26 protein-coding genes, 2 pseudogenes and 1 CRISPR repeat array are annotated in these 23,947 nt (G+C 67.1%); of the genes and pseudogenes, 14 read left to right on the top strand and 14 right to left on the bottom strand.

Annotated elements, in window-relative coordinates; translation table 11 throughout:
- Positions 1–310 (bottom strand): hydantoinase/oxoprolinase N-terminal domain-containing protein (locus tag ON26_RS28010; protein WP_040800798.1); only part of this gene is annotated, 310 nt, incomplete at its 3' end.
- Positions 311–635: 325 nt separating this feature from the next.
- On the opposite strand from ON26_RS28010, the gene ON26_RS28005 reads away from it, so the two are divergent.
- The 6 genes from ON26_RS28005 to ON26_RS27980 all read left to right on the top strand — a co-directional run bounded on the left by ON26_RS28005 (position 636) and on the right by ON26_RS27980 (position 6,682).
- Positions 636–1,370, top strand: coding sequence for a FadR/GntR family transcriptional regulator (locus ON26_RS28005; RefSeq protein WP_040800796.1), 735 nt, complete (start codon positions 636–638; stop codon positions 1,368–1,370).
- Positions 1,371–1,516: 146 nt separating this feature from the next.
- On the top strand, positions 1,517–2,074 hold the full coding sequence (locus ON26_RS28000; protein ID WP_040800794.1) for a MaoC family dehydratase: 558 nt from the start codon (positions 1,517–1,519) through the stop codon (positions 2,072–2,074).
- Positions 2,071–3,285 (top strand): CaiB/BaiF CoA transferase family protein, encoded by a 1,215-nt coding sequence (locus tag ON26_RS27995; protein WP_040800792.1) that lies wholly within the window; start codon positions 2,071–2,073, stop codon positions 3,283–3,285. The genes ON26_RS28000 and ON26_RS27995 overlap by 4 nt, the downstream gene beginning before the upstream one ends.
- Positions 3,282–4,658, top strand: coding sequence for an MmgE/PrpD family protein (locus tag ON26_RS27990; protein WP_051027753.1), 1,377 nt, complete (start codon positions 3,282–3,284; stop codon positions 4,656–4,658). The genes ON26_RS27995 and ON26_RS27990 overlap by 4 nt, the downstream gene beginning before the upstream one ends.
- A gap of 18 nt (positions 4,659–4,676) precedes the next feature.
- Positions 4,677–5,840: an acyl-CoA dehydrogenase family protein gene (locus ON26_RS27985; RefSeq protein ID WP_040800790.1), complete on the top strand. Its 1,164-nt coding sequence runs from the start codon at positions 4,677–4,679 to the stop codon at positions 5,838–5,840.
- The gene (locus ON26_RS27980; protein WP_040800788.1) at positions 5,837–6,682 is read left to right on the top strand and encodes an HpcH/HpaI aldolase/citrate lyase family protein; all 846 of its coding nucleotides are present in this window, start codon (positions 5,837–5,839) and stop codon (positions 6,680–6,682) included. Before ON26_RS27985 ends, ON26_RS27980 begins: the two co-directional genes overlap by 4 nt.
- Before the next feature lie 294 nt (positions 6,683–6,976).
- Here ON26_RS27980 and ON26_RS35155 read toward each other — a convergent pair.
- Positions 6,977–7,081: pseudogene (locus ON26_RS35155) on the bottom strand (hypothetical protein); the annotation flags it as partial.
- A gap of 153 nt (positions 7,082–7,234) precedes the next feature.
- Between ON26_RS35155 and ON26_RS35150 the strand changes: the two are divergent.
- Positions 7,235–7,333 (top strand): annotated as a pseudogene (locus ON26_RS35150) (excalibur calcium-binding domain-containing protein); the annotation flags it as partial.
- Positions 7,334–7,438: 105 nt separating this feature from the next.
- On the opposite strand, the gene ON26_RS27970 reads toward ON26_RS35150, so the two are convergent.
- From ON26_RS27970 to ON26_RS27955, 4 genes are read right to left on the bottom strand one after another with little or no spacing between them, the layout of a single operon-like run.
- Complete coding sequence (locus ON26_RS27970) at positions 7,439–10,585, bottom strand: ATP-binding protein (protein ID WP_245546099.1); 3,147 nt, start codon at positions 10,583–10,585, stop codon at positions 7,439–7,441.
- Between the two features lie 16 nt (positions 10,586–10,601).
- Positions 10,602–11,231, bottom strand: coding sequence for a hypothetical protein (locus tag ON26_RS27965; protein WP_245546098.1), 630 nt, complete (start codon positions 11,229–11,231; stop codon positions 10,602–10,604).
- Entirely contained in the window at positions 11,228–12,259 is a 1,032-nt protein-coding gene (locus ON26_RS27960; protein ID WP_157172041.1) for a hypothetical protein, read from the bottom strand. The genes ON26_RS27965 and ON26_RS27960 overlap by 4 nt, the downstream gene beginning before the upstream one ends.
- Positions 12,260–12,270: 11 nt before the next feature.
- The gene (locus ON26_RS27955) at positions 12,271–12,864 is read right to left on the bottom strand and encodes a DUF4365 domain-containing protein (RefSeq protein WP_245546097.1); all 594 of its coding nucleotides are present in this window, start codon (positions 12,862–12,864) and stop codon (positions 12,271–12,273) included.
- Between the two features lie 106 nt (positions 12,865–12,970).
- Between ON26_RS27955 and ON26_RS35145 the strand changes: the two genes are divergently transcribed.
- On the top strand, positions 12,971–13,588 hold the full coding sequence (locus tag ON26_RS35145) for an ArnT family glycosyltransferase (RefSeq protein ID WP_083884409.1): 618 nt from the start codon (positions 12,971–12,973) through the stop codon (positions 13,586–13,588).
- On the opposite strand, the gene ON26_RS27945 is transcribed toward ON26_RS35145, so the two are convergent.
- Positions 13,519–13,974 (bottom strand): PPOX class F420-dependent oxidoreductase, encoded by a 456-nt coding sequence (locus tag ON26_RS27945; protein ID WP_218000643.1) that lies wholly within the window; start codon positions 13,972–13,974, stop codon positions 13,519–13,521. The genes ON26_RS35145 and ON26_RS27945 overlap by 70 nt on opposite strands.
- A gap of 89 nt (positions 13,975–14,063) precedes the next feature.
- On the opposite strand from ON26_RS27945, the gene ON26_RS27940 reads away from it, so the two are divergent.
- Entirely contained in the window at positions 14,064–14,447 is a 384-nt protein-coding gene (locus tag ON26_RS27940; protein ID WP_040800775.1) for a winged helix-turn-helix transcriptional regulator, read from the top strand.
- Between the two features lie 339 nt (positions 14,448–14,786).
- Here the strand turns inward: ON26_RS27940 and ON26_RS34325 are convergent, their stop codons facing one another.
- Together ON26_RS34325 and ON26_RS34320 are read right to left on the bottom strand one after the other, a co-directional pair.
- Positions 14,787–14,936: a hypothetical protein gene (locus ON26_RS34325; RefSeq protein WP_218000645.1), complete on the bottom strand. Its 150-nt coding sequence runs from the start codon at positions 14,934–14,936 to the stop codon at positions 14,787–14,789.
- The gene (locus tag ON26_RS34320; RefSeq protein WP_040800773.1) at positions 14,933–15,115 is read right to left on the bottom strand and encodes a hypothetical protein; all 183 of its coding nucleotides are present in this window, start codon (positions 15,113–15,115) and stop codon (positions 14,933–14,935) included. Before ON26_RS34320 ends, ON26_RS34325 begins: the two co-directional genes overlap by 4 nt.
- Between ON26_RS34320 and ON26_RS34805 the strand changes: the two genes are divergently transcribed.
- Together ON26_RS34805 and ON26_RS27930 are read left to right on the top strand one after the other, a co-directional pair.
- Positions 15,069–15,344, top strand: a complete 276-nt coding sequence (locus ON26_RS34805; protein ID WP_245546100.1) for an excalibur calcium-binding domain-containing protein — start codon at positions 15,069–15,071, stop codon at positions 15,342–15,344. The two genes, ON26_RS34320 and ON26_RS34805, sit on opposite strands and share 47 nt — an antisense overlap.
- 79 nt (positions 15,345–15,423) lie before the next feature.
- A complete protein-coding gene (locus ON26_RS27930) occupies positions 15,424–15,777 on the top strand; it encodes a VOC family protein (RefSeq protein ID WP_040800771.1) in 354 nt (117 codons plus the stop codon).
- 230 nt (positions 15,778–16,007) lie between these two features.
- Here ON26_RS27930 and ON26_RS27925 read toward each other — a convergent pair whose 3' ends face one another.
- Genes ON26_RS27925 through ON26_RS27910 form a run of 4 tightly spaced genes read right to left on the bottom strand, consistent with a single transcriptional unit; the run spans position 16,008 to position 19,053 of the window.
- A complete protein-coding gene (locus ON26_RS27925; protein WP_040800769.1) occupies positions 16,008–16,313 on the bottom strand; it encodes a hypothetical protein in 306 nt (101 codons plus the stop codon).
- Positions 16,289–16,543 carry a hypothetical protein gene (locus tag ON26_RS27920; RefSeq protein ID WP_040800766.1) on the bottom strand — a complete coding sequence of 85 codons (255 nt, stop codon included), beginning with the start codon at positions 16,541–16,543 and terminating at the stop codon, positions 16,289–16,291. The genes ON26_RS27925 and ON26_RS27920 overlap by 25 nt, the downstream gene beginning before the upstream one ends.
- Positions 16,540–17,781: a cytochrome P450 family protein gene (locus ON26_RS27915; RefSeq protein ID WP_040800802.1), complete on the bottom strand. Its 1,242-nt coding sequence runs from the start codon at positions 17,779–17,781 to the stop codon at positions 16,540–16,542. The genes ON26_RS27920 and ON26_RS27915 overlap by 4 nt, the downstream gene beginning before the upstream one ends.
- 18 nt (positions 17,782–17,799) lie before the next feature.
- Positions 17,800–19,053: a cytochrome P450 family protein gene (locus tag ON26_RS27910; RefSeq protein WP_040800764.1), complete on the bottom strand. Its 1,254-nt coding sequence runs from the start codon at positions 19,051–19,053 to the stop codon at positions 17,800–17,802.
- A gap of 81 nt (positions 19,054–19,134) precedes the next feature.
- On the opposite strand from ON26_RS27910, the gene ON26_RS27905 reads away from it, so the two are divergent.
- On the top strand, positions 19,135–20,787 hold the full coding sequence (locus tag ON26_RS27905; RefSeq protein WP_505770724.1) for a helix-turn-helix domain-containing protein: 1,653 nt from the start codon (positions 19,135–19,137) through the stop codon (positions 20,785–20,787).
- Here ON26_RS27905 and ON26_RS31885 read toward each other — a convergent pair.
- The gene (locus ON26_RS31885) at positions 20,774–21,361 is read right to left on the bottom strand and encodes a GNAT family N-acetyltransferase (protein WP_051027751.1); all 588 of its coding nucleotides are present in this window, start codon (positions 21,359–21,361) and stop codon (positions 20,774–20,776) included. The two genes, ON26_RS27905 and ON26_RS31885, sit on opposite strands and share 14 nt — an antisense overlap.
- Positions 21,362–21,533: 172 nt before the next feature.
- Between ON26_RS31885 and istA the strand changes: the two genes are divergently transcribed.
- Both istA and istB read left to right on the top strand, forming a co-directional pair.
- On the top strand, positions 21,534–22,760 hold the full coding sequence (istA, locus tag ON26_RS27895; RefSeq protein ID WP_157172039.1) for an IS21 family transposase: 1,227 nt from the start codon (positions 21,534–21,536) through the stop codon (positions 22,758–22,760).
- The gene (gene istB, locus ON26_RS27890; protein WP_040800758.1) at positions 22,760–23,542 is read left to right on the top strand and encodes an IS21-like element helper ATPase IstB; all 783 of its coding nucleotides are present in this window, start codon (positions 22,760–22,762) and stop codon (positions 23,540–23,542) included. The genes istA and istB overlap by 1 nt, the downstream gene beginning before the upstream one ends.
- 65 nt (positions 23,543–23,607) lie before the next feature.
- Positions 23,608–23,905: direct repeats of the CRISPR family, unit length 30 nt; unit sequence GTCCTCATCGCCCCTACGAGGGATCGCAAC.
- Positions 23,906–23,947 lie beyond the last annotated feature (42 nt).

The raw sequence follows: 23,947 nt of genomic DNA, 5'->3' as shown, positions 1-23,947 counted from the left end.
AGTAGTTGAGCGGCCGCTTCTTCCTGGCGATGTGCAGCAGGTCGCGGAAGCCCTCGGTGGTGATCATGCCGACATCGCAGCCGTTGTGCTCGAGCACGATATTGGTCGCGACCGTGGTGCCGTGGAAGAACATCTCGATCTCGGCGGGGTCGATCCCGGCGCGTTCTGCCAGCACCCCGATGCCGTCCATGGTGCCGATCGACGGGTCGTGGTTCGTCGAGGGAGTTTTGTGCACGACCACGGTGCCGTCGTCGTCCCACAGCACGAGGTCGGTGAACGTGCCGCCGACGTCGACTCCAATTCTCTTCATCAAGGTTCCATTCTTCCGGCGCCCACGAAGGAGCGGATGGGGACGGCCGGCTGGGATGAGTGCCGTCCCTCGGAGGGCGGGTGACCACCGCGCGAGGTGATGGGAGTCATCGTGCTGTAGCCGGGCCAAGAAATCAATACCTCAGATGTTTTAGAGGTAAATTCGCGATTACAGCCGCCAATCATGCCAGTCGTCCGCAAGACTGCACGTAATTGACGGATGTTTAGCCGCACATCAGCCGCCCACGGTAACGCAGCCGCCACCGGGCGATACCGCTAGGCTCGGCCTCGCGAGAGAGTCGTTTCCAGCAGAAGGACCCCCACCGGTGACCGAACAGACGACAGGCGACACGACCGCCAAGGCCCGCCCCGCCTACGCGGTCCTGGCCGATCACCTGCGCGACCGCATCCTGTCCGGCGAATTGCCACAGGGCGCCCGCCTGCCCAGCGACGCCGAGCTCACCGCCGAGTTCGGCGTCGGCCGCAGCACGATCCGCGAAGCGCTGCGCTCCCTGGCCAGCCAGAACCTCATCACCACCACTCGCGGCGTCACCGGCGGCAGCTTCGTGTCCACCCCCAGCATCGGACACATCAGCGCCAGCCTGGAGACCGGCGTGGCCCTGATGGCCGCCGCCGAGGCCGTGACGGTGGACCAGCTGATGGAGGTGCGCAATCTGATGGAGGTGCCGGCGGCGGGCATCGCCGCGTTCCGCCGCACCGAGGAGCATCTGTCCCAACTGCGCGCCGCGATGTTCGACCCGGAAGGTCTGCAGGGGCCACAAACCTTCGCCAAGAACCAGGAGTTCCACCTGGTACTGCTACGCGCCACCGGCAACCCACTGCTCGAGCTGATCACCGCCCCGGTATTCCGGGTGCTGTCCACCCGATTCGGCCGCGACGACGCCCCCGGCGACTTCTGGCAGTGTGTCGACCACGATCATCGAGCCATCCTCGAGGTCGTCACCGCGGGCGACTCGATGGCCGCCATCGACCACATGCGCCGCCACCTCGATCACCTGGGCGACTCCTACCGGCGAATGGATCGCCTGCGCACCGACTGACCAGAAACATCTGCCATTTAGCTCTAGGGTTGACAGGGTTTACGGTGAACGCGCCGCCATACAGGCTTCTTCCCACCTCTTGACGAGATAAATGTCTGATGTATCGTTCGTTGGAACCCCTTCACCGAACGAACTAAGGAGACACGGTGGCAGTGCATCAGGCCGTCCTCGGACGCTTCTTCGAGGACTACGTCGTGGGTGACGTGTACCAGCACCCCATCGGACGAACGATCTCCGAGGCCGACAACGCGTGGATCACGCTGCTGTCGATGAACACCAACCAGAACCACTTCAACGCCCACTACGCCAAGCAGAACCCGATCACCGACGGCCGGGTCATCGTCAACTCCGGCCTGACCGTGGCCGTGATCCTGGGCATCTCGGTGCTGGACATGAGCCAGAACGCCATCTCCAATCTGGCGTTCACCGACATCAAGATGTCGCACCCGGTATACGAGGGCGACACCCTCTACGCCGAAAGCCTCTGCACCGGCCTGCGCAAGTCCGAGTCCCGCCCCTACGCGGGCATCGTCTCGATGATCACCCGCGGGCTGAATCAGGACGGCATCGAAGTGATCTCCTGGAAGCGTTCGGTGATGGTGGCCACCCGCGAGAGCGGCATCGGCCAGAACTACTTCCCGCAAGCGCAGAACGGGCCACTGGAACTTCCCGCGCAGTCCGAAACGAACGGGGCCTCGGCATGAAGCCACTCCAAGACGTCCGCATCATCGCCCTCGAGCAGTACGGCGCCGGCCCGTTCGGCAGCGTCCACCTGGCCGATCTGGGCGCCGACGTCATCAAGATCGAAGACCCCAACGCGGGCGGCGATGTCGGCCGCTACGTCCCCCCGTACAACCAGGGTGAGGACTCGCTGTTCTTCGAGACCTTCAACCGCAACAAGCGCAGCCTCTCACTGGACGTGTCGAACCCGGCCGGGCGTGCGGTGTTCGAAGACCTGGTCCGCAATGCCGACGCCGTCTACTCCAATCTGCGTGGCGACGTGCCTGCCAAGATCGGCATCACCTACAACGATCTCAAGCACATCAATCCCGCGATCGTCTGCTGCAGCCTGACCGGTTTCGGCATGACCGGCCCGCGGGCGAAGGAACCCGGCTACGACTACATCCTGCAAGGTATGGCCGGATGGATGAGCATCACCGGCGACCCGGACGGCCCGCCCACCAAGTCCGGGCTGTCGCTGGTCGACTTCTCCGGCGGATTCGTCGCCGCGCTGAGCCTGCTCGCGGGCCTGCACGCGGCCAGGCGCGACGGCATCGGCGGCGACTGCGATGTCTCCCTCTACGACACCGCGATGTCACTGCTCACCTACCCCGCCACCTGGCATCTGAACGCCGGTTACGAACCGACGCGCACCAAGAACTCCGCGCATCCCTCGCTGGTCCCCTTCCAGGCCTTCGAGGCGAGCGACGGCTGGCTCGTCGTCGGCTGCGCCAAGGAGAAGTTCTGGGAACGACTGGTGGTGGCCATCGGCCGCCCGGAACTCGCCGACGACGATCGCTTCACCGACTTCACCCAGCGCGGCAGGAACCGCGACCAACTGCTCGAGATCCTGGAGAAGGTGTTCGCGACGAACACTGTGGCGCACTGGCTTTCGCTGCTCACACCGGCGGGCGTGCCCTCGGGCCCGATCAACGATGTGGCCCAGGCCGTGACCGAGCCGCACACGATCGCCCGTGATCTCATCGTCGAGACCGAGCATCCCGTGTACCAGACCGTCCGGCAGCTGGCCTCGCCCGTGCGCTTCGGCGATCAGAGGCCGGAGTACCGCCGCGCCCCCTCGCGCAACGAGCATTTCGACGAGATCGTCGGCGGCGACCTCGGTTACGACGCCGAACGGATCGCCCAGCTCCTCGCCGAAGGCGCCTTCGGCCCGGCGAAGACGGAGTCCGCATGAGTTCGCGGGCGCTGGCCGAATGGGCCGGGCAGCTCACCCTCGCTGACCTACCGGCCCACGTCCGGCACGCCACCGCACGCCACCTGCTCGACGGCATCGGCAACGCCCTGGCCGCGCAACGGCTCGGCCAAGGCCGCGCGGGTTGGACCGTCGCCGAGGCATTGGGCGGCCCGGCCGAAGCCCGGCCGCTGACCGGAACCCGCGCCCTGTCCGCGCCCGCCGCGGGCATGGCGACCGCGGTCCTGGTGCACGCGCTCGATTTCGACGACACCCACGCCGGAGCCCTGGTCCACGCCACCGCTGTGGCGCTGCCCGCGGCCTTCGCCGTGGGCCAGTCGGTGCACGCCACCGGCGCTCAGGTTCTCACCGCCACCGCGATCGGCTTGGAAACCGCCTGCCGCCTCGGCCTGGCCAGCCCGCACGGCTTCCACAGCCGCGGCCTGCACGCCACCGGCGTGGTCGGACCGTTCGCCGCAGCCCTGGTCACCGGCACGCTGTCGGGCCTGTCCACCGATCAGCTCGTCGACGCCCTCGGCATCGCAGGGTCGGGCGCGGGCGGCCTGCTGGAATTCCTCGACACCGATGCCGACACCAAGGCACTGCACCCAGGCACCGCCACCCTCAACGGCATTCTGGCCGCCCGCCTGGCCGCCGCGGGCGCGAGCGGACCGCCGTCGGTGCTGGAAGGCCGTCGCGGCCTCTACGCGACGATGTCCGCCCGCGACTTCAACCTGGCGGCCGTCAGCGCAGAACTCGGAACCCGCTGGGAAGCAGCCGAAATCGGCATCAAGCCGTATCCGAGCTGCCAGCTCATGCACGTCACCCTCGATGCCGTCGCGGCCGCCGTCGCGAACAGCGACATCGACCCGGCCCGGGTGATCGACATCGAAGTGCACGTCCACACCGATTCGGCGCCCATCGTGTGCGGGCCGAACACCGGCCTCGCCGCGCCCCGAAGCCCGTACGACGGCAAGTTCGACCTGCCGTGGAGCGTGGCCGCGCTCCTGCACGACGGCACTGTCGACATCTCCACCTACACCCCCGAGTCCATCGCCCGCCCCGACGTGCTCGCCACCGCGGCCAAGGTGCGCGTGGTGGAAAACGCCGCCGACGGCCCCGCCGCGTCCGCTCCCGGCCACGCCGTCCTCACCCTCGACGACGGCAGCACGCTCGACGGCCGGGTCGGGGGCAGCCGGGGCACCGTCGCCTTCCCGCTCGACGATGCCGCGCTGCGCGCCAAGTTCCGTGCCAACTGCGCCGACCATCCCGCCACCGAGGAACTCGCCGATCGCATCTTCGCCCTCGCCGACGAGCCGGACCTGACCGGCATCCTCGACCTCGCCGCGACCATCGCCCCCGCGACCCCGAACTGATCTCTCCCAGGAGCCCCCGTGGATTTCACCTTCAACGAGCAGCAGCTCGACTTCCGTAAAGCCCTGCGCCACTTCGTCGACAAGGAAATCATTCCGGTCGCCAACGAGTGGGAGAAGTCCGGCCGCTACCCCACCGAGATCGTCGAGCACATGAAGGCCATGGGCCTGTTCGGCATCACCACCCCCGAGGAATACGGCGGCATCGACCTGGACAAGGTCTCGTTCACTCTGGTCTACGAGGAGATCGCGCGCGGCTGGATGGGCGTCGCGGGCATTCTCGGAAGCCACAACCTGTCCTGCTGGATGATCAACAAGCACGGCACCGAGCAGCAGAAGCAGGATCTGCTGCCCAAGCTCGCCACCGGTGAATGGCGCACCGGCATCGGTCTCACCGAACCCGGTGCGGGCACCGACCTGCAGGGCATCCGCACCACCGCCCGCCGCGACGGCGACCACTACATCGTCAACGGCGCCAAGACCTGGATCACCAACGCCCGCCACGCGAACGTCCTTCCGGTCCTGGTGAAGACCGACCCCACCGCCACGCCGGCGCACAAGGGCATGAGCATTCTGCTCGTCGACACCAGCGCCGAGGGCTTCGACGTCCAGCGCGACCTGGGCAAGCTCGGCTACAAGGGCACCGAATCCTGCGAGATCCTACTCGACAACGTACGCGTCCCCGTCGATGCCCTGCTAGGCGGCGTCGAGGGCCGCGGCCTCCAACAGGCCCTGTCCGGCTTGGAGATCGGGCGCCTCAATATCGCCGGCCGCTCCGTCGGCATCGCCCAGGCCGCCTACGACGCCGCACTCGCCTACGCCAAGGAGCGCACCGCCTTCGGTCAGCCCATCGCCGACTTCCAGGCCATCCAGCTCAAGATCGCCGACATCGCCACCCATCTGCAGGCCGCCCGCCTGATGACCTATTGGGCCGCGTCCCAGGCCGATTCGGGCAAGCGCGTCGACATGGAGGCCGGTATGGCGAAGTACTTCGCCTCCGAGACCGCCATCACCGCCAGCCTGGAGGCCATGCGCATCCACGGCGGCTACGGCTACTCCACCGAATTCGTCGTCGAACGCCTCTATCGCGACGCCCCGCTCATGTCGATCGGCGAGGGCACCAACGACATCATGCGCACCGTCATCGCCAAGGCCCTGGTGGCGGGTACCGGAGTCATCGGATGAGCAGACCGCTCACCTATCTCTACGTCCCGGGCGACAAGCCGGAACGATTCGGCAAAGCCTTGACCTCCGGCGCCGACGCCATCGTGCTCGATTTGGAGGACGCCGTCGCCGCGGGCCGCAAAGCCGAGGCCCGCGCCGCCGTCGCCACCTGGGTCGCCGACACCGACCCGGGCCGGGTCGAAGTGTGGGTGCGGGTCAACCCCGGCTCCCTCCAGGACGAGGACATCCAGGCCGTGGCCCACCCGCGCCTCACCGGCATCTGGCTGCCCAAAGTCGGCTCCGCCGAGGAGGTGGAGCGCGCCCACACCCTGCTGGCGAACTCCGCTTGCCCCGACGCCGCCATCTCGGCCATGATCGAAACCGCCGCGGGCATCTTCGCCGCTCCCGCGATCGCCCGTGCACCCCGCGTGCGATTTCTCCAGATCGGCGAAGTAGACCTGGCCGCCGATCTGGGCATCGACCCCGAATCCGACGCCACCACACTGCTGTTCGCTCGTAGCCAGATCGTGGCCGCGAGCGTGGCGGCGGGCATCGACCCGCCACCGGCCGCGGTCTCGCGCGATTTCCGCGACCTCGATGCCTTCACAGCGGACACCCGCGCCCTGGCGAACCACGGATTCGTCGGGCGGGCCTGTATCCATCCCGCCCAGCTCGAACCGGTGCGCTCGGTATTCACCCCTGTCCCTGAGGTGGTGACCGAGGCGCGCGCGGTGCTGGCCGCCCTCGAGGTCGCCGAGTCGGGAGTCGCTGTGGACGTCAACGGCTTCCTCATCGACGAGGCGGTGGCCCGCCAGGCCCGGCGGGTCGTCGAACGCGCCGAAACGGTAGCGACCCGTCGCTGAGCCGAAGAGAGCTGCGTTGGATGCTGCCCTGAATCCCGATCGCCAGGTTCGTGGCCAGGACCGACATCGGTCATCCTGCGACTCGTCGACCTCGTCGGACGAGGTTGCGCCGTCACCGTCGGCAGCATCCGCCGTCGGATCGAACAGTGCGACGTCTCCAGGCTCGAGTTGCGCACCGGCACCGATCGCCAGTGATCCGGCGATGACGAGCCGGTCCACCGCACCGCCGGTCGCGTAGTGCTCTACGACGACCTGCGCCGAGGCCGACGCAGGATCGACCATCACCTTGAACGCCTCCGCCCCGGCCCCGGTGACCGCGCAAGCCGGCGGACGCCCGCCGTCGAATCGCAGCGGCGACAAGGGCGCCACCGGCACCGATTCGCCGTCGAAGTCGAGCACCACCCCGGCCCCGCTCACCACGGTGAACACCCGATCGAGCCCCAGCCGCCACCGGATCCGGCCGTCGTGCTCGCAGCGCCGCACCGCGATCTCGTCATACGGCTCGACGATGAGGGCATCGTCGAGCGCGGCCGCGACGATGGCGCAGCGCGCGCCCAGGCCCGCGCAGCCGGTGCCGCACCTCTGTATGCGGGCTCCCCCGGGTACCGATCCGGTTTGGACAGGGACGGCGACGGCCGCGCCTGCGAGTGATCACACGGGAACTGGTTCATCTACCCGGCGCTGAGCCGAGATGCGGCTGCGATCGCCGGTCCGGGCGACGACGCACCCGGACTCCAGCCGTCGCGCGAACCGCTGTCACCGACCTGCGGCATCATCCTCCGAGCCGCGCGCCCGGCGAAGCACCTGGTCCTCGGTGAGCGCGCTCGGCGGATGATGACTCAAGCACATGGGGACCACGAGCTTGCCGAAGGCAGCGCCCTCGGTAGCGCCGTAGAACCGGCCTGCCGAGAGCCGGGAGATGTCGTCCACGCTCCCCCCTTTAGCCCGCGCGAGCTCGGTGGCGGACTGGATCTGCGCCGGGGCGTTCAGCAGACCGAAGAACTGGGTGGCAGCGTTGCCTGCCACCATGTTGTGCAGTCCCTTCGGCGCCTGCGTCGCATACACCATGCCCAGCCCGTACTTGCGCGCCTGCGCTGCCAGTTGCAGTGTGCTTTCGCTCGATGCCGTCGTTCCGCGCGAGGGCACGAAAGTCTGCGCCTCGTCGAGGACCAGGAGACCTCCCAGCGGGCGGTCACCGGCCGGATGTCTCTTGATCCATGCGAACAGCGCCAGCTGGAGTTGGTTCACAAAAGTCTGGCGCTGCGCGTCCGTGGGCAGGCCGATGCAACTGATCACGGAGATTCGGGCGCGACGGCCCGCGGTCGGGGTGAGCAGCATTCCGGGATCCAGCCGGGAACCCGCTCCACCGAAGACCGGGTCGTTGATCATCGCGGCGGAGAATTCCACGGCCATCGCGCCCGCCAGCTGCCTGGCGTCCTTGAGCGTGCTCGCTTCGTCGGGCAGGTCGGCGAGCAATTCCACGAAGTCGTCGAGGCCGGTGCCGCCGTGCCGGGCGAAGTAGGCGAGTGCCTGCGTCAGAACTGCGTTCCCGGTGGGAAACTTCCTGCTCGTGAGCCCCGCACGGGGGACAAGGCCCGCCACGCATGCGTCGACGGCGATCCGGAATTCGTCGGGGTCGCCGAGCACCGACGAGAAATCGGGCAACGGATTCAGCGACAGCGGTCTGCCCGCCTCCCGCCGCGGCGTCCATACGATGACCTCGGTGTCGGACAGGTAGCGCGCGGCGCGCGCCGGATCATCGGGATTCCATCCCGTCGGTGGTGCGGGCCATCGGTCGCCCAGGCGTGCCAGGTCGTTGTTGCTGTCGATGAGGATGGCGGACACACCATGCAGTGCGGCCTCCTCCACCAGGCGACGCAGGAGCACGGTCTTTCCCGAACCACTTCCCGCGAAGACAGCGGTGTGTTTGCGCAGGAGCGCGAGCGGCACCCGGAATTCGCGACCGGTTTCGAGGTAGCGCCCGAGTGCGATCGACGGCTCGTCCCCGGCCACCGCATCACCCTCGTCCCCACAGACTTCGGGGTCTGCGCCCGAAGTCCGGGAATCACCCGTTGTCGCCGGCTCCGGTGTCCGCTCGGCAGCGCCGCCTGCGCCCGGTTCCGCGATGCCACCGAGAACACGCGCGAACAGCTGCGTGCGGCTCGCGGGTCGACGTTCCGCGAGCCAGTTCACCAGTCCCGGCGCGGGTTCGGCGAGCATCTTCTCCAGAGCGCTGAACGTGCGCAGGTCGTCGGCCTCAACCGGAAGCGCCTGTCCGCGAGCGGCTTCCAGCGCGGCCAGGGCGTCGGTGGTCACGGGTCCGCGAGCGAAGGCCGTGTTGCGCAGGACGACAAGGTGCCGCGTCGACGTGCCGGAACCGATCCCCGACTCCAACGTCGCCGATCGCAGTCTGGTCAGCACCGCCCGGGGATGAGGGTGAGCAATGGCGCGGAAGCTCCAGTGCTCCTCGTCCTCGGTGGCCTCGTCCAGCGTCCGGCGCAGTCGCGCGTGCAGCGCCGGTCGCGCGACAGTCGAGAGATCGACGGTGAGATCCTGGCGGCTCTGCTCGTTGACGAAAGCACGAAGAGCCGCGTTCAGCAGCTCGGACATCCGGTTGTCTTCATGCTTGGCGTCGAGCGGGGTTGTCACGTCGGCATCGCGCCGCAATCGGGCGAAACGTTCGTCCAACAGGGCGGAGTCCTCGGTCGTGACCGGCGGCGGCGGAGTCGCTCCGTCGACCGTGGGAGCGAAATGGTCGAGTTCGACAACTCTGCCTTCGGCGAGGCAACTACGGACATGGGCATCCAGGTGCTGAAGCAGCCGCCGGGGAGTGAAAGCGGTGATCACCGGGTCTTCGAAGGCCACGGGTAATACCGGCCAGGTGGGATAGGGCGGGACGAAGCCGATGTCGCCGTACAGCCCGCCGAGGTGGCGCTCGACGATCGCCGCGGCCACCACGGAATCGGGCATGGCCGTTTCGAGTTCGAGCACCGTGAACCTGTCGGCGGCCGAGTTCACCGCCCGGTGCGCGATCAGCTCCCACGATTTCGGGATACAGGCCGTGACGATCAGCGTGCGGACCGTCTCCTCCCGCATCCGCATCAGACCATCGGCGAGCCGGTCCGCGAGGCCGTCACCGTCATCGTGACCCGACTGGGCGATCACCGAGTCGATCTGATCGACGGCCATCACGACCGGTCCGGTGAGCGCGAACAACCGGCACAGTTCATGGAAGATCAGCTGCGGTGGTTTGACTCGTTGCCGGAAACCCCACTCGATGCGGGTGTCCTCGTCGATGCCGTCCTCGAGCACGAGGAAACTGTGCCCGATCTCGCGCGCGTGCCCTCTCGCCTGGTAGAGGATCAGTGCCCGCAAGGTATCCCGGCATTCCTCCGCAGCCTGGACGTCGAGATCCTCGACCGCCTCGACGAACGCCGCCAGGTCCGCCGGCTGCACGGGCAGCATTCCGCGCACCCGCAGTCCCAGCTCGGGAGCGCAGCCGGTGAGCTCGGTCAGTGCGGTGAGCATGCGCCCCAGTTGCCCACCGTCGGAGCCGCGCAGCTTGGTGACGATGCCATGTACGGCGCCCGCCCAGAACGACGTGCCGTCGATCAGCTTCGGCATGAAGAACGCGCCACCGGCCTGCTGGACATGTTGACGCAGCCAGCCCAGCATGTGCGTCTTTCCGACGCCTTTCTCACCGCTGAGCACGAACCCGGTCGGCGCCACCTTCGGCCTGTTCTCGGCAGCCCGCACGGCGCGGGTCAGTGCGGCCACGGCGTGCGGGTGCAAGCCGTCGACGTGGTGGCTCAGCGGGCTCCAGATCGCTTCCGGATTGAGCACACTGCTGAACTGGATGGCCGACAGCGCGTTGTGCTGTTCCTCGTTCATCGCCACGTTCATCTCGACACCTCGGCGTTCATCTCGACACTTCGACCGTCAGCAGGTGCCGGGGCGTTCCACCGAGCACAACGGCCGCATCCCGGTCCTCGTCGGTCAGTGTCTTCTGATCCGCCTCGGCCCTGACGTGCACGCCCTGACGGCGGGACAGCAGCTCGACGGCCCGATCGAATTCGCCTCTCGGCAATCCGTCGAGACGACCGCGCAGCACCGCGAGCCGAACCGGTCCGCCGCTGCCCTCGGTGACCTCCGCATAGGCTGATTCGATCTGTCCCGCCACATCGGGACGGAACAGATCGGCCGGTGACCGGCTTGCGTCGTCGAGGTACCGGCGCAACGCGGCGAGCACGACGTAGAGGGCTCCCCCGGCGGGCCCGGAACGGGCGGGCCGTTCCCGCGTCAGTTCCGCACCGCACCACACCGCACCGCGATCGGTGAGTTCGTGGACGAAGGAGCGACTCACCTGGACACTGTCCACCAGGCCGAGGTCGTTGAGGTTCCGCCGGTACTTTCCCTCGAGTTTGAGACCCGCGACCGCGTAGAGCTCCGCATTGGTCATCTCCCTGGCCTCCGCCATCAGCACGAGCAGCACACATCGCTCGGTGAGAGTCAACCGCTCCTCGGACATATCCGTCCCCGTTCCCATCATCTCGGTGAATCCTGAATCACTGTGAAACCTGCCGTCGTGACGTCGATTCCAGGCCTGCGGCCCGTCGTCGTCACCCGGCCTTCGGCGCGAACCGCCCGCCCGTCACGGTGTGCTGCCAGCGCGACCAGGTAGTCGGGATCGCCGGGCAGGCGCACGGTCACCGCTCGGCGGCGGCCCACCGCCGAGCCGTCGACACGGAGCACACCACGCACGGTGATCCGCCTGCGATCCCCCTCGGTGTCGTCAGCCAACTCGATCACCGGACCCTCGACCACGCCGACGACAGGTTGCACACGCTGCCGCCGGGTCCGGATCGCGGCGCGAATCACCTCCGACGCACCACCGGGGATCTCGACCGTCGCGCCCTCTCGCAGATCGCCGCTCGCCCAGCGGAATCCCAACACGACTCGATCCGGGCCGGCGAGCCCCGCCAGAGCGCGGCAGACCTGGTCGGAGACTTCCATCTCAGGGAACCGCTCGATGCCATCGACATCGGAATCCAGAGCATCCGCAATGGCTTTCGAACTGTGGAGCACTCGCATCGCGGTCCGCCTGCCCAGCGGATCGACCTCACCGACAGCGAACGGCAGTGTCACATCGACCCCGAAGGGTTGGTCGTTCAATGCCAGCCGCGCCTGGTCGAGTACACCGCGAGCGGATTCCGCGCGCTCCTCGTCGACAACCTCACGCGCGCACAACAGCAGTAGATCACGCAGCGCCGCCACGGTGCGCACACCCCTCGGCAACGACACAGCGCCACCCTCGCCTGCGGTCCGCAGCGAGATGAGATCGGCAGGTGGAGAACCGATATCCCGCCACACCGACCGGGGCGAACGGTCCTCCGCCTCGGCCACGCATCGCGTGAGGTCGCGCAGTCGCGCTTCCGAGTCCGCCAGATCGTCACCCGCGGGGACGAGTACGTCGAACTCGCGCAGGCTCCACACCTGCGCGTCTCGCCACCGGCCGGTGACATCCCAGCCGTGACTGATCAGGTAAGCCGTCACCTCGGCGACGCGCGGAGTATGCACGGTCCCGACCGTCACGCCGGGACGACGGCGGTGCCGGCCACGAGGGCGCGCAGACCCACCGCCGTGAGCACATTGCTCACCGGTATACGCACCCGGATCCGCTGCCTCGGATCATCCGGCGCCAACGGTGGCCGGTCACTCAGCGACAGGTAGTAACCGATGTGCCGTAACAGCAGACCCGACGTGCGCAGATCGGCATAGTCGTCAGCGCTGCGGGGCACATGGACCACGAAAAGGTAGCGGGGAACCGTCGATCCGGTGCCGGCCAGCTTGTCGAACTGGGCTCGGCTGAGCCCGTCGAAATCGAGATATCCGTGGCGAATCGGAAGTCTCGAAACAGATTTGACCTGTACGTCGATGCGCGGCGAGAACCCGCGCGGGGTACGGCCGGGCAATTTGATGCACAGATCGACACCATCGAGGTCCACATCGTCCTGCGACCAGATCAGCCCGGCAGCCGAGGCCAGCACACGCACATAATCCGCGCCGAACTTCCCCTGATGATTCGCCTTGTCGAGCACCGAATTCCCTTCCCCGCACGCATGATCGACCGTCCGCGACGCCGCGCCGAGACGAAACTCTAATCCTCTTCCGCAGCACTGCACAGGGTTCGCGGGAACTACAGCGGAGTTGCTCGGTAGCGGTGTCGAGGAGACGACAGGACACTGGAGTGGTGACCGGCGTCAGCGATTCGACCACGCTCTCGCAGCCATGGATGCGTACCGCACTGCGCGAGATCTGGCCCGCTGTTGTGGTTTCGGGTGTGGTGTTCGCAGTTCTCCTCGCCTGCTCAGGGGATACGGCTTCCACCGAGACGAGTTCTATATTCGCGAATCCGGTCGGCACCTGGCCTACGGCTATCCCGACCACCCTCCGCTGAGCCCGCTACTCGCCCGGATCGCCGACGAGCTCGCCCCGGATTCCCTGCTGGCACTGCGCGCTCCGGCAGCCTTCGGGGCTGCTGTAACCGTGCTGCTGGTCGGCCTGATCGCCCGGGAGTTCGGCGGCGCGCGCCTCGCGCAGTTTCTCGCCTCGGGCTTTGCCGCGGGCTCGATCCTCGTCCTGACCAGTGGTCATCTGTTGACCACCGCCTCCATCGATGTCGCGTTCGGGACTGCGCTGGTGTTCGTCCTCGCTCGGCTGATCCGCACCGGCGATCCCCGGCTGTGGTCGGTCGCGGGGATGGTACTGGGTCTCGGGTTGCTCAATCGCGTGTTTCTCGCCGTAGAACGGCACGCGGATACTCCTGTGCGACAACCTCACCGCCACCTGGGCAGAACTCTGGCCGCGGATTCGCCGGATAGGCCCACCCGCCCCCGCACCACCTGACCCCTGACCCCGCGGACCTTCTGCGGGATCACGCGGACGATCACGCGGACGGTGCCTTCGGGGTCCGGCGGCGAGTCCTCTCCCAGATACTTGTGCGAGACCGCTTGCTGCGCCGCATGATCGCGGTCCTCGACAAGCTCCGCGGTGCCGCGAATCTCCACCGTACGGTACGGATTCGCGGTGTCGAGAACAGTCAGACTGATTCGCGGATCGCGGGCGAGGTTGCGCACCTTCTGCCGGTCGGTGGTACTGGAGAACAGGACGGTGTCGCCCTCGCGCAGGATCCACACCACCGACGTCTGCGGATCGCCATCCGGGTTCAGAGTCGCCACCGTGGCAAAGTTCCTGCCGTCGAGCAACTCCCGCGTCGCGTCGTCGAACGTCATCGACATAAGGCTTTGACCTCCATAAGTGCACGAGTTGTTACCGTGACGATGATTCGCCCATTCGAGCCTCGGCGGAAGAAGGCACATTCATGTCACTGGGTAACAGCTGTGTTCCCGACCAGGTCGACGGCGGGCAGGTGTGCACGGTCCTCGACGTCCTGGGCCGGGTGAGTGGCAAGTGGAGCATCGGCGTCCTGATGGAGGCGACCCGAGGACCGGTGCGCTTCACCGAACTGGAGCGCGCGATCAATGGCATCAGCCGACGGATGCTGACGCTCACCCTGCGCAACCTCGAGCGAGACGGCCTGCTGGTGCGCACCGTGTACCCCACCGTGCCGCCCAAGGTCGAATACACCGCCACCGACATGGCCCGCGAGCTGTACGACCACCTGCTCGGCCTTTCCGCATGGGCCGAACGCCACCGTGACGCGATCGCCCGCGCCCGCAACGCCCACGACAAGCAGGTCTCCTGACACCGCTTATGAGCGACAAGAGATTCGACACGTTCGGCAACGCGGGAAGAACCACAGCGCCCTTGTAGTCGATTCGGTTGAATTCTCTCGCTATCACTCGGTTTCGACCCGGATCGAGGGTCCCCCGAACCGCGATCGACCTACGATGAGTCCCGCGAACGGCATGCGCGCTCGACGTGTCTTGTTGGAATACAACGATTCTCGAGCACACATGCTTTGGAGACCTGCGCTGGTCGCCCGCACGGCACGGCAATGCCACCCGGCTGGAAGTTCGACGGCAAGTCATCACTGCGAGACAACTCGCGCACGTTGCTCCGCACATCACCGATTCGAAGGCATTCAATTGCAAACCAGAACCGACAAGCCGAGAACCTCGCACGAGTCAGGCGCACCAACCGGAATACCCTCATCATCGTCGGCGCGATCATCGGTTTGCTCTGCCTGTGTGGCGGCATCGGCTCGATAGTCGGCGACGACGACGCCGATCAACCGGCGCCGACCTCCACCACCGTGGCACCGACAACCACCCGGTCGACGACGACCACCGCACCGACACCGACCACGGCCGTCCTCGAAAGCACCGCGCCCCCACACGAGTCGCCGACCATCTCGGTACCGACCGTGCCGCCGGCCACCCACGCACCGGAACCGTCGCCCGTTCCTCCCATCGCTCCCTTCGCCGAACCCGAGCGGACGCCGGAACCGGCTACCGTGCCACCCCCGCCTGCCCCGCCCGCGCCCGAACCGGAGCCGACTGTCGCTCCGCCGGCCCCGTCGAGCGTGTACTACAAGAACTGCGCCGCCGCCCGCGCGGCAGGCGCCGCGCCTCTGTATGCGGGCGAGCCCGGGTACAGGTCCGGCCTGGACAGGGACGGTGATGGAATCGCGTGCGAGTGATCACGGGAGCCGCCCGGGGTCGACATACTGCCCACCCCGGACAATCATCGGACACATCCGACCCGGGTAGGAGATCCGCATGCGAGTCACCCGTATCACGACCAACCTGCCGGTAGCCGACATCGCCGCCGCGAAGAGCTTCTACACCGATTTCCTCGGCCTGAGCACCGAGGAGTTCAACCTCGGCTGGGTAGCCCGGTTCACCTCACCCACGACCGGCGCTCACGTCCAACTCGTGACCGGCGACGCCACCGCCCCCGAGGACTCGGCCATCTCCGTCCACGTCGAGGACCTCGAAGCCGCCTACGGCGAGGCCCGCGCGCTCGGCTACGAGATCGTGCACCCCCTCACCACCGAGGACTGGGGCGTGCGACGGTTCTTCGTCCGCGCACCGGACGGCACGGTGGTCAACGTCGTCGCCCACCACGACTGACCCGCGGCCCGACGACGACCCACATCAACAGTCCAGAGGGGCCGCCCCGGCCTCTAACCGGCCCGAGTCGGATCGACACGCCCTCCGGGACGATCATCGGCCCGTCTCGCTCACGTGGCGGTTGCGGGAACCGCGATCCTGACGCCTCCCGGTGGTCCCGGGTGTGCATTCAGAAGGCGAGGTGCCGAACGATTCGGTCTCGGCGTTCCGCACCGCGGAACGAGTCCGGTTCACCGGTAGGGCGTCCACCCCGGTGCGCGCGGGATGACTGTCCGAGGCGTGATCAAGGTGCAGGCCAGCGCGAGTGCCTTTGCGGCAGAACCGAAGTGTTCCGCACTCGGCGCGAGGATCACCACCGCGCCGAGCATGTGAGCGGTATGGGTGATCAGCGTGGTCGGCATGTAGGTCTGCTCGTCCACGATGACCACCTCGGTGAGGCGGCATCCGTGCCGGGCAGCCAACTCGACGAGGGTGGCCCGATCGGCCGCGTCGGACTCACCGAGGGCGAGGTTCACCAGACCGAGTGCGATGTCCATCCGTCCCTTTCGATCAGACCGCGATCGCGGAAGTAGCGGTAGGCGTCGGCGCTGACGAGCAGTGCCGCGACCCGGGTCGAGCAGTGCCAGGGACAGTCGCCGTGGACGAGCAGCGCGTTTGCGGCGTCGGCCGGTGAGCGCACGGGCCAGTGCGGGTTGTCGTGTCGGAGCCGGTCGACGTCGGCGATGGCGAGATGGCGGACCTTCGGCGCACGCCCCGGTCCGCTCACCGGCCGGAGCTCGCGAACAACCGCACGGGCAGCGACCGGTGACCGTGGGCGATGAAGCTGCCCAACGGCTCGAGCGCTTCCGGCGCGACGGCGAGCGTGAGATCGGGGAACCTTGTGAACAGCGCGGGCAGCGCGATCGCGGCCTCGAGCCGGGCCAGCGGCGCGCCGAGGCAGTAGTGCGGCCCGTAACCGAAGGACAGATGCTCTTTCACCGCACGAGCCGGGTCGAACGCGTCGGTGTCGAGCCCGTGCAGGTCCGGGTCGCGATTGGCGGCGGCGAAGCAGGCGAGAATCGCCGATCCGGCCTCGATCCGCCGCCCCGCGACCTCGATGTCGACCACCGCGTAGCGCAGCGGCAGATTCGCCACCGGCGGCGCCCACCGCAAGGTCTCCTCCACCAACCCCGACCAGCTGAAGTCACCGGCCCGCAACCGAACCAGCAGCTCCGGCCGTTTCAGCAGCTGACACACCGCCTGGTCGAGCAGATTCACCGTGGTCTCGTACCCGGCGGTGATCATCAACAGCAGCGTGTGCACCAACTCCTCCTCCGACAGCCGGTCCCCGTCGTCACGGTGACCGATCAGCAGACTGGTCATGTCCTCCCCCGGCGCGGCCCGCCGACGCGCCACGAGCGCGGTCAGGATCTCCACCATCTCAGCGAACGTGACACGCGGATCACGCCGCGGACTGGTCGCGAAGATCTCCTCCACACACACCCGCAACCCGTCCCGCAATCCCGGCGGCACCCCCATCAACGCGCTGATCACCCGCAACGGCACCTGCGCCGCGAACTCCTCCCGCAGATCCACCACCGTCCCGGCCGGGCGCGCCGCCAGCCCGTCGAGCAACCCGGTGACGATCTGCCGGATCTGCGGCCGCAGCGCGGACACCCGGCGAGCGGTGAACGCGGGCCCGACCAGCTTGCGCAGCCGCTGATGGTCGGTGCCGTAGGCGGTGAACATATTGCGCACCGACACCCACGAGATCAGCGGCCAGTCCGGCGGAATCCGGCCCGCCACGAAATCCGGCCAATGCCGATGCGCGTCCTTGGACACCCGCCAATCCACCAGCAGGTCCTTCAACAGATCGGGATCGGTCACCGCCCACGCGCGCACCCCGCCGGGCAGCACCACCGCCACCACCGGCCCCAGCGCACGCAGCCGGGCCGCCTCACCGGCGATATCGGCCCCGGTCACATCGAGCACGACCGGAGCGGGAACATCATGCAGATCAGTCATCGGATTCGCCTTCACATTTCAACGGGTGGACACGGTCAGCGGCGCGACCGGCGCGAACATCACGGGCAGCTCCACCAGCGCCCGATGGAACGGCCCCGGCCGCCACCGCAACCGCTCGACGGGCACCGCAAGCGCGATCTCCGGCAGCACGTCGAGGAACTGATCGATCGCCTCCGCCGCGACCACATGCGTCAGCCGCGACGCGGGACACTTGTGCGGGCCCGCGCCGAGCGCCAGATGCGACCCGTTGTGCCGGATGTCGCCGCCCACGATGTCGGGATCGGTATTGCACGCGGCCAGGCTGATCACCACAGGCTGATGCGCCGGCACCCACACCGAGCCGTCGACGAGCTGCGGCTGCCGTGGATAGGACATGCAGAAATTCGCCAGCGGCGGATCACGGAACAGCACATACTCGAGCGCGTCCCTGGTCGAACACGCCCCACCGGCCACCTCACCCCCGAAATCGGCGCGAGTCATCATCGCCAGCAACGTGTTCGCGATCAGATTGGTCAACGGCTCACTCGCCGCGGCGTAGAGGGTCACCAGCTGGTGCACGATCTCCTCGTCACCGAGCCCGACCCGATGAGCCACCAGCCAGGACGTGATGTCCTCCCCCGGACAGGCACGTTTACGACGCACCAACTCCCCCAGCGCCGCCACCAGCAGCCGATTCCCCTCGGCGGCCTCGGTCGTGTCGAACATCATCGCCATCCCCGCAGCGACCTGCCTGCTCTCCTCGGGCTCACACCCCAGCAGTTCGCCGATCACATCGAAGACCAGCGGGAACGCGAAATCGTGGATCAGGTCGGCATAACCGCGACCGCAGAACCGGTTGACGTGCTCGAGCGCGACCCGCTCGACCACGGCGTGAGTGGCGTGCAGGTCCACGCTGTCGAGGGCATCGACAGTGGCCGAGCGGTAGTGCCGGTGCTCGATCCCGGTGTTACGCAGGGCGTTGGGCCGCCACTGCATCATGGGCAGCACCGGGCAGTCCGGCGGGATGTCCTGTTCCCAGAGGCGTGGGTCGGCGGGGAAATGATCGGGGTCGTGCAGGATCTCGAGGGCGGTCCGGTAGCCGATCACCAAGGTCGCGGGGACGCCGGGGGCGAGCCAGACGGGGACCAGGGAGCCGAATCGCTCACGCATCTGGGCGTAGACGGCGTGGGGGTTGGTCGCGAACTGCTCGGTGTACATCGGGACGCGGAACTCGTCGTCGCCGTCGAAGGGCGAGCCGCATCCGATGGGATTACCAAGTTGTCTTGTAGCCAAGTAGACACTCCGAGTCGCGCAGAAGTGGACAGGGCACGCGCACGCCACCGTTTCGCTCGTTTCGCGATCCAGATGTAACGAATGCGGCGGTGCCAGCACCGATTTCGTGCTTCAATGCGAGCCGCCACCGTTAGGATCAGCCGTGCCTCGCTGGCGGCATCGCTTGTGGCGATCCGATCTCCAACGCTGGGGCGAAACGGCTATCGACCTGGCGGCGAACTGGTTCAACTATTTCGCGCCCGCGCAGGTCAGGACAGGTACAGACGAGGCACTCCGGGGGTACCCTCGGTGCACTCGTCGATGATGAGGGGGAACCGGATGCGATCGTGTGCGCGATGGACCGGGCGTGAAGTCGCAGCGTTCAGGCAGGCGCTGGGTATGAGCCGTGAAACCTTCGCGGCTCATACCGGGGTCTCTTCGGAGGCGGTGCGAAAATGGGAGCGGCGGCGCGAAACCATCGAGCTGACCGCCCCTTACGCGGCGCGGATGGATCGGAAGCTGCGCCAGGCGGATGCTGTTGATGTAGAGCGCTTCTGGGCGATCCTGGATGACTCTGCCGCCGGAAACACCGACGTCGAACCGCAGCGCAGCGCAGGACCGGACATCGATGCCGGGCACCATCCCGCCGCACTACTCGAGTCCGGCTGCCTCGAATCGCGCGCTGTTGCCGCGAGCATCGATCTGCGACACTGGGTGAACATGAACCGTCGCCAGCTTCTCGAATTGTTCGGTGGCGCAGCGGGCGTATCTGCTCTCGCCACAATGTTGGGCGGCCTCGACAGCGATGAGGCCGACCGGATCACAGCCGCTCTGCTGGACCCGGCGCGGGTGGACGGCAAGGTCGTCGATCACCTCGAGGCATCCCTCGAGTTCGTGCGCGGACAAAACGACCTGTTCGGACCGGAGGTCGTACTCCCGACAGTCAACGGACACATCCTCGTCGCCGAAGCTGTTCTACGAGAGCACTCCCCCGCAAGTCTGCGTCTCCGGGTGCACCGTATCCACGGTGATCTCGCCCGGTTGGCCGGTTGGATGGAATTCGATCTCCGCCGCTACGCCCCGGCGACCGCCAGATACAACGTCGCCCGCGATGCCGCCCACGCCGCCGAGGATGCCGGACTGGCCGCACTGACGCTGTGCAACCTGGCCTACCTCGAAATATGGCGCGGTCGACCGCGTCTCGGCGTTGATTTCGCAGCCGCCGCAATTCACTGGGCCTCCCGCGTTGAAGACCCCCGCCTGGCTGCATACACCCACGGCATCGCGGCACTCGGATACGCCCACGCCAACCGCCCCGATGACTGCTACACGGCACTCGATTCCGCGGATTCAGCCATCGCCAACACCACAAATTCCGACCAGGAAAGCACGACGGCATACTTCGTCTCCGCCGGCCTCATCGCGAGCCTGCGGGCGGATGCCCTACACAGGCTCGGTGAACACCGACCAGCCCACGATGCCGCGCAGCAAGCCCTCGCCCATCTCGCGCCCGGCCAGATCCGCAACCAAGCCTTGGCCCGGCTCGACCTCGCTCGCGGTTACACCCACCTTGGGGATATCGAAGCCGCTGCCGACAACATCGCCGCCGGCGCCGAACTTGCCGCCGACTACCGGTCTCCCCGCCTCGACGACACCATCCGCGCGGCCCGCACCGATCTCCGTCACTGGGACGCCAGCGCATGTGTACGAGATCTCGACAGCACCCTCGCCTCCCTCGGACTCATCCCGGCGTAGCCGTCAGATCCCGCACATAGATGTCGAACTCCGGCGATACATATCCCGGCGTCAGCTGACGGCCAAGCAGCTGCCAACCACCGATCCCGGCATAGAAGTCCCGAGATATCTGAGCCTGCGGCTGCACTGCCAGTGTCGCCCGTTCCTCGGTTCGACTCCCCAACAGCACGTCCATCAGCCGCCGCCCGACGCCACGCCGCCGCCACGGAACAGCCACCGCCAGATCGATCACGGCGAACGTCCGCCCCGGACACTCCGAAATCACCTCATCCGGAACCGGTTTCACGAAGCCGGACCACCAGTCCGTATCCGGCTTCAACCCGATCCCGTAGACGAACCCCACCAGCGCATCAGGACCGCCCAGAACAGGATGCCAAGCCGCCGCGATCCCGAAGGTCGGATCGAGCGCCAGACGTTCGAGCATCCGCTTGTGTCGGGCCGATTCGCCATCCGGCCACACGAACGGCGCAACCGAGAACGTCTCGTCGTACAGATCGCACACCGGGGCCGCCCACACCCCCGCTCTGTCGGCGGATTCGAGGCCCAGCCGTAGCTCACCGAGATCGGTATGCATACTCGGCATAGTACGGCGTGCTCGAAGCCTGCCTCGAACGAACTCAATCTCGCTGTCGTTCCATGACTTATCGCTCACGGCCTCGACCGACCCGAACCCGTCTGTCAGCGCTCGTTGAAAACCAGGCCACTGGCGCTCTTTGAAAATCGGCCACCCGTCCACGATTGGAAGGGTGATCTCAGTGCAGGATTGGGCGCAGATCAAGTACCTCTACACCAGTGAGGGTCTGTCGCAGCGGGCGATCGCGGCCCGTTTGGGTATCTCGCGTGACACCGTCGCGCGGGCGATCAGATCGGAGTCGCCACCGCACTACCAGCGTGCGGTCGGTCCGTCGGTGTTCGACGGGTTCGAGCCCCACGTGCGTCAACTGTTGGCCGAGTTCCCGACGATGCCGACTTCGGTGATCGCGGAGCGAGTGGGCTGGGTCGGGTCGGCGTCATGGTTTCGTAAGAAGGTCGCTGGTCTGCGACCGGAGTATGCGCCGAAAGACCCCGCGGACCGGCTCGAGTATCGTCCCGGTGACCAGGTGCAGTGCGATCTGTGGTTCCCGCCGGTCACGATCGCGTTGGGCGCCGACCAGTTCGGCACCCCGCCGGTATTGGTGATGGTCGCGTCGTTTTCCCGGTTCATCACCGCGATGATGATCCCGACCCGCACTACCGCGGACCTGGTCGCCGGAATGTGGGCGCTTCTGTCGAACCAACTCGGCGCTGTTCCTCGGAGACTGTTGTGGGACAACGAGTCCGGCATCGGCAGACGTGGGCAACTCGCCACCGGTGTTGCCGCGTTCACCGGGATGGCCGCGACTCGGATCGTTCAGTGCAAACCGTTCGATCCCGAGTCCAAAGGCATCGTCGAACGAGCGAACGGATACCTGGAAACCTCGTTTCTCCCGGGCCGGCGATTCAGCTCACCAGCGGATTTCAACGACCAGATCGGCCGATGGCTTCCGATCGCGAACACACGACGGGTTCGGCGGATCGCAGCAGCGCCGGTCGAGTTGATCGGCACCGACAGGGCCGCAATGACAGCGCTGCCCCCGGTCGCGCCCTCGGTCGGATTCACCTGCCGGTCGCGGCTTCCGCGTGACTACTATCTGCGGGTTCTGGGCAACGACTACTCGATCGATCCGACGATGATCGGTCGAATGGTCGACGTTCACGCCGACCTCGACACCGTGGCAGCCCGCTGCGAGGGGCATGTGGTCGCCTCTCATCGACGAGCGTGGTCGACCAGGCAAACCATCACCGATCCCGCCCACGTCGAGACCGCGGCGAGACTACGAGAAACCTTCACCAACAACCGGTTCCGAGATGCCGGTGCTGACGGGATGGTTCGCGACCTCGCTGACTACGACGCCATCTTCGGGGTCGATTTCGACACGGAAGGGGTGGCCTGATGAACACCGACACGAACAAGCAGATCGAGTACTACGCGAACGCACTGAAAGCGCCCCGCATCCGCGACAGCGCTGCCCGGCTGGCCGAACAAGCCCGTGACGCCGGCTGGACCCACGAGGAATACCTCGCCGCGGTCCTGTCCCGCGAAGTCTCTTCCCGAGAGTCCTCAGGGGCTGAAACACGCATCCGCGCAGCGGGTTTCCCGGCACGCAAGGCGATCGAGGAATTCAACTTCGATCACCAACCCGCCCTCAAACGCGACACCCTCGCCCACCTCGGGACCGCCCAGTTCATCAGCAAAGCACAGAACGTGGTCCTGCTCGGCCCGCCCGGGACCGGCAAAACCCACCTCTCCATCGGCCTGGGCATCGCCGCGGCCCACCACGGACACCGGGTGTTGTTCGCGACCGCGGTCGAGTGGGTCACCCGCCTGCAAACCGCTCACCAGCAAGGACGCCTCGCCGCCGAGCTGGCCAAGCTCCGCCGCTACGGGCTGTTGATCGTCGACGAAGTCGGCTACATCCCGTTCGAACAAGACGCCGCGAACTTGTTCTTCCAACTCGTTTCCAGCCGCTACGAACATGCCTCGCTGGTCTTGACCTCGAACCTGCCGTTCTCACGCTGGGGAGACGTCTTCAGCGACCACGTCGTCGCAGCAGCGATGATCGACCGCATCGTCCACCACGCCGACGTGTTGACCCTCAAGGGCAACAGTTACCGACTCCGCAACACCGAAATCGACACACTGCCCTCCATGCGGGGCGACAACCAGGCAGACTGAACAACCATCAAGTGGCCCGATTTTCGAAGAGCGCCACCGGCCGGTTTTCGAAGAGCGTCGACACCGTCCTCATCGCCCCTACGAGGGATCGCAACACGCAAAGGGACTGAGCCGCCTACGGACCAACTAGGGTCCTCATCGCCCCTACGAGGGATCGCAACCGGTCTGATTGGCTTGCACGACACCGGTAGTCGAGTCCTCATCGCCCCTACGAGGGATCGCAACACAGGCACGCGGCCACCGAATCCTTGCCCCAGCCCTTCAGGTCCTCATCGCCCCTACGAGGGATCGCAACTACTTCGTTTCCTCGAGACCGAGGATCGTCACGGCCCGGTCCTCATCGCCCCTACGAGGGATCGCAACTGGATGGTGGCGAGGTAGCCGGCGACTTGGAGGACGGGGTCC

The sequence above is a fragment of the Nocardia higoensis NBRC 100133 genome (assembly GCF_000308595.1).
GTDB classification, from domain to species: Bacteria; Actinomycetota; Actinomycetes; order Mycobacteriales; family Mycobacteriaceae; genus Nocardia; species Nocardia higoensis.
Note: the sequence above shows the minus strand (reverse complement) of the source record. Positions and strands in the feature narration are given on the sequence as shown.